Below are 10,504 nucleotides of genomic sequence, written 5' to 3'. Positions count from 1 at the left end.
CACGACGGATACCGGCGATAACGCCGCGAAGCTTGTGCTTCTCGATCAGGCTGGCCAGTCCGGCGGTCTTGCGCGCGGCAGAGCGCGCCGCAGGCGGGAGCGACGGATCGATCTCCTCGACCGGCGGGCAGTCGCCAAGCATCAGATCGAGATTCCACCTCTTGGTGTATTCCTCGCGGAACGCATACATTTCGGGGAATTTCTTGCCCGTATCGACATGCATGACCGGGAACGGCACACGCCCCATGAAGGCCTTGCGCGCCAGCCAGACCATGACATTGCTGTCCTTGCCCAGAGACCAGAGCAGAGAGAGCGGACGCAGCTTGCGATAGGCCTCACGCAGAATGAAGATGCTCTGCGCCTCGAGCTGGTCGAGATCGTCCATGGCGCGCGGGGTGGCCAGGGTGGTAGCTGGGCTGGGGGGCACCAAACTCATTTTATGCTCCGTTATCGCGCAGGCAGGTGAATGCCGCATTCGGTTTTGGTCTGTCCGGCCCAGCGTCCGGCTCTTGGGTCTTCGCCTTCGGCTACGGCGCGCGTGCAAGGCGCACAGCCGATGGAGGCGAAGCCGAGACTGGTCAGGGGGTGACGCGGCAAGACGCGGCGGGTCATTTCCGCCTCGATGCGCTCGCGTGTCCAGGATGCAAGGGGATTGATCTTCGCGCGCCCGTCTTCGAGCGGCTCAACCAGCTTCATCGCCGCGCGTGTGGCGGCCTGGCCGCGTTTGCGCCCCGTTATCCACGCATCGTAATCGTTCAATGCGGCGTCCATGGGCTCGACCTTGCGCAGCGCACAACAGGCATCGGGGTCGAAATCAGCCAGCATGTCCTGCGGGTCGCGGTCCTGCAGGGCCTTGGCGGTTGGCGCAATGTTGATCACACCCGTCAGGCCGAGATGATCGATCAGCGTATCGCGATAGGCCAGGGTTTCTGGAAAATGACGCCGCGTATCGAGGAAGAAGATGGGGAAATCGGTATCGATATCCGCGATCATCGCCAGGAGTAGCGCGGACTCCGCACCAAAAGACGAGACCAGCGCCATGCGACCGGCAAGCAGCTCCATGGAGCGCACCAGAATGGAGGCTTCCGGGGTCTGTTCGAGGATATGCCGTTCTGCCTGTGTCAGGGCCATGACTGGATAATCCACATTAGAAAATCGCTTATTGCGCCGTGGGACCCGACATAATACCTCGAACCGCAACGTGCAATGGGCAATCTACGAACTTCACGTTTCTTGATGGTGAATTGAACGGCGATGCGTCACCACCTCACCGACCAGCGTCAGGGCGGGGCTCGCGACGCGACGCTCGAGGATCAACGCCGGCAGCGTGGCAAGCGTTGCCACATGCACGCGCTGGTCATGACGTGTCCCATGCTCGATCACCGCAGCAGGCCAGTCGGGCGGCAGGCCATGGGCCTGTAGCTGGGCACACAGATCCGCCATGGGGGCGAGGCCCATATAGATGGCCAGAGTCTGGCCTTTCTTGGCGAGGCTCGGCCAGTCGAGATTGAGCGTGCCATCGGCGCGTGCATGGCCGGTCACGAACACGCAGCTTTGTGCGCAGTCACGATGGGTGAGTGGAATACCCGCCGCCGCGCCGCACCCACTCGCCGCCGTGATACCGGGAATGACACGCACCGTAATCCCGGCATCGACCAGCGCCTCCATTTCCTCGCCGCCACGGCCGAAGATGAAAGGGTCGCCGCCCTTCAGGCGCAGCACGCGCTGACCTGCTTTCGCGCGACGGATCAGTTCCTCGTTGATGCCATCCTGCGGCAGGGAGTGGTTGCTGCGTTTCTTGCCCACAAAGACGCGTTCGGCATCACGCCGCACACGGTCCATGATCGCGGCCGGCACGAGCTGGTCATAAAGCACGGTATCCGCATTCTGCATGAGACGTAGTGCGGCCAGTGTCAGCAGATCAGGATCGCCCGGCCCGGCCCCTACGAGCCAGACCTCGCCCTCTCTGGGCACGCCCTTCAGCGTTGCCTCGAGACTTGCCCTCGCAGCCTCATCCTCACCGCGCAGGGCACACTCGGCCCCGATCCCATCTACAAAGTTCTCCCAGGCACGACGACGAATCTGTGTGTCGGGCTGGGCCTGGCGTATCCAGCCGCGCTGGGCCTGCATGAAGCGCGCCAGACGGGACAACCCGTCCGGCAGCAGCGCTTCGATCTGTGTCCGCAGCCGGCGGGCAAGCACCGGTGCCGCACCATTGGTCGAAATCGCAATCTGCACGGGTGTGCGGTCGATGATCGCCGGGGTGATGAAGGTCGAGGGTGCGGGGTCGTCGACCACGCAGATATTTACCCCGGCCTTGCGCGCCTCTGCCGCCACCTCACGGTTGAAATCTTCATCCTCGGTCGCGGCAAAAACGAGGCGCATGTCAGGAAGCAGAGTGCGAATTAGAGTGAGATCGAGCGGGCGCGTGTCATGCCGGATGCGGCCTGTCTCGACAGCCTGCAGAATCTCCGGATCGCTCAAAACGCCGCAGACCGTGATATCAGGACAGCGCTCCAGCAACAGGCGCAACTTGTTGCCCGCGACCTGCCCGCCTCCCACAACAAGGGCACGCGCATCGTCAAGGCGCAGGGCAATGGGGAGATAGGTCGCTTCCTGAGTCATGCCTTCTGTATGGCGTGTGCGCAGGGCTGCGCCAAGATCCGGGCCCTATCAGAGACGACTCTGCTGTGATCCTGCCAAGAACGACCGGGTCGGGCGCTCGACGAGGTTTCACGGTGGCGAGGCCGATCGCCGCGAGGCGCGCTTGTAAGAAACCACACGAAAATGTCGGCTGGGCAGGTGTGATCAGCCTGTTAGCATGCCCAGCATATGAGCCGCCCCTGGAAACTTCCCTGGATGAGGGAGAGAACTTCCTGGCGCTCTTCGTCCCCGTCCACGCGCTGAAGGAAGTCTCAATGTCCGACCCCTCCCTGTTTTCGCTTCATGGCAAGCGCGCGCTGATCACCGGCGCCTCGCGCGGTATCGGCTTTACACTGGCTCAGGGCCTGGGCAGCTTCGGCGCCGAGATCATTCTCAACGGCCGCAATGCCGCCCATCTCGATTCAGCGCGTGCACGGCTCGAGGCCGAAGGGATCGCGACCCGTGGCAGCGTGTTCGATGTCACCGATCAGGATCAGGTTCTGGCAGGTGTCGAGGCAATCGAGAAGGAAGGCCCGATCGATATCCTGATCAATAACGCGGGCATCCAGTCCCGCGCGCCGCTCGATCAGTTCCCGCGTGCGGAATGGGACAGGCTGATCTCGACAAACCTGAATGCGGTGTTTTTCGTGGCTCAGGCTGTCTCGCGCGGCATGATTGCGCGTCAGAGCGGCAAAATCGTCAATATCTGCTCGGTCCAGAGTGAGCTCGCCCGTCCGGGAATTGCGCCCTATACCGCAACAAAGGGTGCCGTGAAGATGCTGACCAAGGGCATGGCAACGGATTGGGCACGCCATGGATTGCAGATTAACGGTCTGGCCCCTGGCTATTTCGAGACAGAGATGAATGCGGCGCTCGTGGCCGATCCGGAATTTTCCTCATGGCTGTGCAAGCGCACACCGGCGGCACGCTGGGGCAAGGCCAGTGAACTTGTAGGCGCAGCGGTGTTCCTCTCCTCGGAGGCATCAAGCTTCGTGAATGGCCATATCCTGATGGTTGACGGAGGTTTGACGGCATCGGTCTGAGCCCGTCTTAATTGACTGTTTACGCATTCACGCTTCAGGCGCTATGAACTTCAGGGACCGAGCGGGCTCATTGCATGATGCCTGAGACGCCTGGCCTGCCCTGACGGGCAGGCGGCCTGACATGCCGGGGGGCGTTCAACATGGAAGTGCGGGAGCGTGTCGGCGCAGACACTGCACAAGAGCCTGGCGGAGAAGACGCCCGGTTCTCTCATCATGCCCTTCACGCGCTGCGCGAGACCTTCCCGGAAAACGAGATTTCTCTTCTGTTCGTTAATGGCCGGCAAGCCCGTCATGCCGATTCCGAGCGCTCTGACCTGCCAGATCTGACTGCATGGCCGGATCATGATTGGGCGCAGCCTCCCCCGAACTCTTCCCAGGCCACTCTCACCGGGTGGTTGTTTTTCGCTTTTGGCAGCCCCGTCCTGGGGATGATCGCCATCGAGACGCGATCCGCCCCCCTCTCGACTCGTGACCATCGCATCATCGCCGCCCATGCACGGGTCCTTGACACACTCGTCCAGGCACTGCCCCCGTCCCAACGCGAAGCCGCCCTTCCCGCCATCCTCTCTCCCCCACCTACTGATCTCTACCTGAATGGGAGCACGCAGCTTGGCTTTCTGCTCTGGAATGACCAGACAGCCCGTCTGACGGGCGACCCACTCATGGCCGAGTTATGCGGACTGGACGCCGAGACCCTGCGCATCGGCATAGAATGGCCGCTGTTTCTCTCCCGGCTGCATGACATTCATCGGGGCCATGTCAGTGCGCACCCGGTTCAGTGGTTGCTGGAGGCAGGCCGTACCGGCGTCGTGTTCCGGAGTGCCACGGGCACGCCGCGAGCGGTCCATCTCAGCGTTCAGCCGCATGCCCATGGATGCACGGGCACCGTGATCAGCCGGGACGAGAGCGATCTCGGGGCGCTGCGCACCAGCCAGGCCTTCATCAACTCGATGCTGGTCAGCGCCAATGACTGCGTAAAAATCCTTGATCTCGACGGGGTCATCACCTTCGTCAATCATGGCGCGGTTCTGGTTCTCGATCTCTGCTCGCCAGCCGACATGCTGGGGGTCTACTGGCCCGATGTCTGGCAGGAGCGCGGGCGCAGGCTCTCTCTCGATGCGATCGCTTCTGCCCGTGCGGGGCTGACGAGCCATTTTCAGGAATATGTCGAGACCAGCGATGGGAGAAAACGCCTCTGGGACGTGGTGGTCACGCCCATCCTCGCTCCGGATGGCAGGCCCGAGCGCATATTGGGCATTTCCCGTGATATGACCGTGGCGAATCAGGAGCATGAGCGCCTCGAGCTGGCTTTGGCGGCAGGCACGATCGTGGGCATGTGGCTGTGGGATGCACGCAGAGAGCGGGTCACGGGTGATCTGCGCATGGCCCAGACGCTCCATCTTCCCTCTGCTGTTCTCGCCGACGGGGTAAGCCTCGAAGCCCTGCTCGACTGCATCACCGAAGAAGACCGCCCAATCGTGCGCGAGGCTCTCGACAAGGCGCTGCGCGAACGCGGGCCTTTCCGATGCGAGTTCCGCCTCAGGGACGATGGCACCCGTGCCAGCCGCTGGATCGAGGCGAGCGGCTCGTGCAGCTGGGACCAGCACGGGCAGATCAGTCATTTCCCGGGCATTCTCTTCGATATCGACGCCGCCAAACGTCAGAATCTCAAGCGCGAGGCACTCGTCACCTTCGGCGACGAGCTGCGCTCGCTTTCAAGCGAAGCGGAGATCCTCTCACTCACAGCCCGCACACTCGGGGTGACAATCGAGGCGGATCGCTCCGGATTTGCGGATGTGGATCATGAGCGCGAATTGGCACAGGTCAGCGATAGCTGGCGGCGGGACATGTCTTTTCCCGATGTATCCGGGCTCTATGCATTTCGTGCTTTCGGCTCCTATATCGACCTGCTTAAACAGGGTGAGGTGGTTGCCATTGACGATGTGCGCATCGATCCCCTGACAGCCGAACAGGCAGAGCTTTTTGCCCCGCTGCAAATCTGTGCCCTGCTCAATGTGCCGATCATGGAAAACGGTATCCTGCAGGCAGTGGCTCTGGTGCATTTTGCCCACCCTCATTGCTGGGACGAGATCACCCTGTCTTTCGTCAGGACGATTTCGGACCGGAGCTGGGCCGCCATACGGCAGGTGCGTGCGCAGGAAGCCCTGCGCCGCATGAATGAGACGCTCGAAGAGCAGGTGCTGCGCCGGACACGCGAGCGCGACCGGCTCTGGGCGATCAGCGCCGATCTGCTGGCGCTCACCGACCGCGATGGCAGGCTGCGCTATCTGAATCCCAGCTGGCTGGTCTGTTTCGGAGAGAAGGCGCGCGACTGGATCGGCAACAAGGCCGAGAACCTCGTTCATCCCGCCGATACGGCACGCGCGACCGAGGCTCTCTCCCTTCTGCGCGAAGGCAGGCTCGATCATGGTGTGGATCTGCGTTTCCTCCATCAGGACGGAGAGTGGCACACCTTCAACTGGTCCGGCTCCATCGAAGGAGACGACATCTATCTGATCGGGCGCGACGTGACCGACCGGATCGCGCTCGAAGATCAGCTGCGCCAATCGCAGAAGATGGAGGCTGTCGGCCAGCTTACGGGCGGGCTCGCCCATGACTTCAATAATATCCTGGCCGGAATCGGCGGCGCCTTGTCCCTGCTCTCCCGTCGTATCGAACAGGGACGCACCGAGGGGCTGGATCGCTACATCGTGGCCGCGCAGGGAGCCACCGATCGGGCCGCCGCACTGACCCATCGCCTCCTTGCCTTCTCCCGCCGCCAGACACTCGATCCTCAACCCGCCGATATCAACGCACTCATCATCGGTCTCGAAGACCTCATCAGCGGCACGGTTGGCCCTGCCGTCATTCTTGAACTCAGCCTGGACGAGACCATCGGCCCGGCTCTGGTCGATACGAACCAGCTCGAGAATGCGCTGCTCAATCTCTCCATCAATGCGCGCGACGCCATGCCAGAAGGCGGTCATCTGCAGATTGCGACTTCGCGCTGCACACTCGGCCTGCTTCAGGCGGAAGAATGGGGATTACGCCCGGGCGTGTATCAGGTGCTCTCTGTCACCGATACCGGTGTGGGCATGAGCGCCGACGTGATGGCGCGTGCCTTCGACCCGTTCTTCACCACCAAGCCTCTCGGAAAGGGCACAGGGCTCGGGCTGAGCATGATCTATGGCTTTGCCCAGCAATCCGGTGGACGCGTGAGCATCAGTTCCACCCCCGGGAGCGGGACTGCGGTCCATATCTGGCTGCCCAGCCATGCCGCCTCCCTTCCCGCAGCCCCCGTCTCCCTGCCTACATCGCGCGATGGCGATGTAATGCGCCATCTGCGCGTATTACTGGTCGATGATGAGGACACATTGCGCTTCACCATGCGCGAAACCCTGGAAGACTGGGGGGCCATCGTGCAGGAGGCGAGTGATGGGACGGCGGCTCTCGCGCTCCTCAATGATCGCGAGCGGCTCTTCGATGTGTTGATCACGGATGTCGGTCTGCCCGGCGGTCTCAATGGGCGGCAATTGGCCGATGCCGCACTCAGCCTGCGCCCCGGTTTGTCGGTACTGTTCATCACCGGCTATGCCGAACAGGCAATCTTCGACCGCAGCGGGCGCAACGAGAAAATCCATATCCTGCCCAAGCCTTTCACAACGGCCCTTCTGGACGAAAAGCTGCGTACCGCGCTCTGTCATCCCTGAACAAACGGGGGGGATGGGCGTCGGAAGGGCCTCGTGCTTCAGGGCAGCTGGAAACGGCAGCTCTTCCGAAAGAACACGATGTCGTCCCAAGCGGCAAAGCCCTGCTCGCCTCAACGCGCAATCCCCGCTGCCAGGCCTGAGAGCTGAAGGTCCTCGATAACGGGCGCTGCGAGACTGATGCTGCTGCGCCCAAATACGCAGAACCTACTCCGAGGCCCGGCCCGCCTGGTGTTTCTCCTGTTTTCCGGTTTCCCTCCCGATTGTCTCGCGCGGTGCCTCAGGGGGCAGGGCAGTCGTACGTGGTGCCTCCATGTCTTCCCCGGCCTGCCCGAACTGCACACCGGACAGCCCCGTCACCTCCACAAAGCGTGTCGGATAGGGCAGATGGATACCGCGCGCTTCGAACGTCTTCTTCAGACGACGATAGAATTCGCGCTGAACGGGCCAGCGGCCCGAGGTGATGGTGGGCAATGTACCCCGCACCGTGACGGAGGTCTGATTAAGGGCATCGACGCCCCACATCTGGAAATCGTCGATGATAAGATTCCTGAATTTTTCGTCGACGCGCATTTCTGCGGTGATGTCATTGATGACCGACACCACCTCATCGGTATCGGTTTCATAGCCGACTTCCGCCACGATAATGGCCCGGGCGAAGTCACGATTGTAATTGATGATCTGACCAAGCGAGCTGAACGGAAATATGTTCATCGAGCCGTCATTGGCACGCACATGGACGGTTCGGAGCGAGAGATGCTCGACCACGCCATAAGTCCCGTTCAGCGTGACGGCATCGCCTACGGTCAGGGCATTTTCCATGAGCAGGAAGATACCGTTGATGAAGTCCTGAACGAGCTTCTGGGAGCCGAAGCCGAGTGCTACGCCGAAGATGGACGCTCCAGCCAGAAGCGGCGCCACATTGACCCCGATCTCGCTCAGGATGGTCAGGCCAATGACCGCTACGAGCACCACCATCAGCACGATACGGATCATGGGTTGGAGAGTACGCACGCGCGCGACACGGGCCGCCCCGTCATCGAGCCCACCAACCTTGCGGGCATAACGCTCCAGCATGACATTGCTGGCCTCCCAGACCACGATGCCGAGCAGGCACGCGATCAGCACGGTCATGGAGGACGAGATCAGCCTGTAGCCGAGACCGCCTACCCCGAAGAGCGCCTTGATGGGCGCGCCCCAGGCGCTGGCCAGAGCCAGCACGGTGAGCGCGATGATGATGATCGATGTCACACGCTGAGCCGGGGCATAATAGCGTGTGAAGCGTGTCTGGGCGTCCTCGCTCAGCGTGACCCAGCCGGGCGCCTTGCGGAATACACGCTCCAGCACACCATACAGGACGATGCTGACGCAACGCATGACCACAAGCGCAAGCGCGCTGCGCAGGAAGAGCTTCCAGATAGCGGCATAGCCATGATGGATCTCGGCTGCCCAGACCAGCCAGAGCCCCATATCGAAGAACAGGGCAACGACCCACCAGGTCCGTCCGAAGAAATGCAGCAGAGTGGCCCCTGCCCCGCGCCGGTCGCCACGATCGCAAAAGCGCATGACGCGCGGCCGACTGCGCAGGATCATGACCGCGACCATCAGATGCAACACGAGGGTCAGGATCTTGAGAAGCGCCTCATTGACCCGATCGGGCAGACCGCAATCATCCAGCGTTTCGAACGCTGCCGCCGAGATGCCCGTCGTCATGACCAGAAGACGCAGCCAGTCGAACAGAAAGACAGCGGCGGAATCGGAAAACATGGCGAGACGCAGCCACGGACGCTTTGGGGCCAGAATGGTGCGTATCGCAATGATCAACCCGGCCGAGATCAGCGCGGTAAGGCTGAGCGCACGCAGCAGCGCCGTCGTGTACTCGTCGGCTGCGGGATCCACCACGACAATCAGCAAGGCGATGAACGGCACAACCAGCACGGGAACGCAGTCCAGCAACAGGCACAGGAAACTATACGGTAGCCGCTTGAGCACCAGCGTGAGTCGCGCCAAAGCGCCCTGATGGCGCAGTCGTGACAGGCGCTCCTTGTCCTGTGCCTCTTCTGGCTCATGCGTCTCAGAGGCGGTCAGCGGCGCAGCATCGTCCGGGAGAGGCCGATCCGTCGCATCCTTTGCTACCGCGCCCTCCGCTGCCTCATCTGCTGCCTCCTGGGCGGCTTGCCGATCATCGAGCTCTTTGGCGAGCGCCATGCGCCCCTTGACGCGTGCCAGTGCTTCGACGCGCCCACGAACCCCACGCAGCAGGAAACGCAGCACGTAGAACAGGCAGCTACTGACGAAAGCGAGAATGAGCGCGCGCGTGAAGAGCTTGAGCGATTCCTGCCGGTCCGCAGGATTGTTGCGCATATGTCGCCACCATGGGCCGATGGCGCGCACATCCACCACCGTGCGCAACAGACTATGCGCCTGTACGCTGGCGGCTCGTGTCCAGTCCGAGGCGCTTCCGAGCAGTTCCGCGCCCAGACCGTCAGGCTTGAGCTGCGGACCTGTCTTTTCGGGTGCCGGTTTACCCCCGGCGGATTGCTGTGCCTGGGTAAGATTCTGAAGCGTGGTCAGGAATTCGCGGCGCTTGCCTTCGTCATTGAGAACCGACGCCAACTGGCGCGCCTGATCCGCCGTAATCTTCGGTGTGGATGATTCCGGCCCCGCACTCTGCGCCCATGCGCCCTGCGCACCGAGCACCAACATGGCGCAAAGCAGCCCTGCAAACAGGCTTGTCATGAGTGTCGGAAACCGGGCGCACAGTCCGGGCGCTCGAGAAGGGGACAGCATCAGGCACATCCTTGAAGACGGAATAAATGGAAGATGAGGCCCAGCTTTCTACCCTCACACGGGAAATAGTTTAAGGGTGGGCAGGACCGACATGCCGCGGTTCACAAGAGGCGCGACGGGTGGGCGGACCATTCGCTGGAAACAGGCCCGCGTGACAAGTGCAAGGTGGCCAGCGCGGATCGCAGGCGGACCACCCATGCCGACATGGCCGCAACCTGCATCTAAGGGGCAGTCGACATCGGGCGGGCTGAACACCTACCCATACTCATGGCACCGGGTATGGGGGGCACAGACTTGGTGCCCCCGGAGCTGACGGGCAGA

The 10,504-nt window shown here is 62.2% G+C and carries 6 protein-coding genes; 2 read left to right on the top strand and 4 right to left on the bottom strand.

Annotated elements, in window-relative coordinates; all coding sequences use genetic code 11:
* The 3 genes from C0V97_RS15585 to cysG all read right to left on the bottom strand — a co-directional run.
* A partial coding sequence (locus C0V97_RS15585) for a phosphoadenosine phosphosulfate reductase family protein (RefSeq protein WP_158625449.1) occupies nt 1-385 on the bottom strand: 385 nt, incomplete at its 3' end.
* A gap of 62 nt (nt 386-447) precedes the next feature.
* Nucleotides 448-1,131 carry a phosphoadenylyl-sulfate reductase gene (locus C0V97_RS15580; protein ID WP_127103491.1) on the bottom strand — a complete coding sequence of 228 codons (684 nt, stop codon included), beginning with the start codon at nt 1,129-1,131 and terminating at the stop codon, nt 448-450.
* A gap of 93 nt (nt 1,132-1,224) precedes the next feature.
* Complete coding sequence (gene cysG, locus C0V97_RS15575) at nt 1,225-2,625, bottom strand: siroheme synthase CysG (RefSeq protein WP_127103490.1); 1,401 nt, start codon at nt 2,623-2,625, stop codon at nt 1,225-1,227.
* Nucleotides 2,626-2,918: 293 nt separating this feature from the next.
* Here cysG and C0V97_RS15570 point away from each other — a divergent pair, with 293 nt between their 5' ends.
* Entirely contained in the window at nt 2,919-3,686 is a 768-nt protein-coding gene (locus C0V97_RS15570; RefSeq protein WP_127103489.1) for an SDR family NAD(P)-dependent oxidoreductase, read from the top strand.
* Between the two features lie 140 nt (nt 3,687-3,826).
* Nucleotides 3,827-7,396, top strand: coding sequence for a PAS domain-containing protein (locus C0V97_RS15565; RefSeq protein ID WP_127103488.1), 3,570 nt, complete (start codon nt 3,827-3,829; stop codon nt 7,394-7,396).
* Nucleotides 7,397-7,600: 204 nt separating this feature from the next.
* On the opposite strand, the gene C0V97_RS15560 is transcribed toward C0V97_RS15565, so the two are convergent.
* Nucleotides 7,601-10,183: a mechanosensitive ion channel family protein gene (locus tag C0V97_RS15560; RefSeq protein WP_158625448.1), complete on the bottom strand. Its 2,583-nt coding sequence runs from the start codon at nt 10,181-10,183 to the stop codon at nt 7,601-7,603.
* Nucleotides 10,184-10,504: the final 321 nt, after the last annotated feature.

The organism is Asaia sp. W19 (assembly GCF_003994335.1).
Taxonomy (GTDB): domain Bacteria; phylum Pseudomonadota; class Alphaproteobacteria; order Acetobacterales; family Acetobacteraceae; genus Asaia.
Note: the sequence above shows the minus strand (reverse complement) of the source record. Positions and strands in the feature narration are given on the sequence as shown.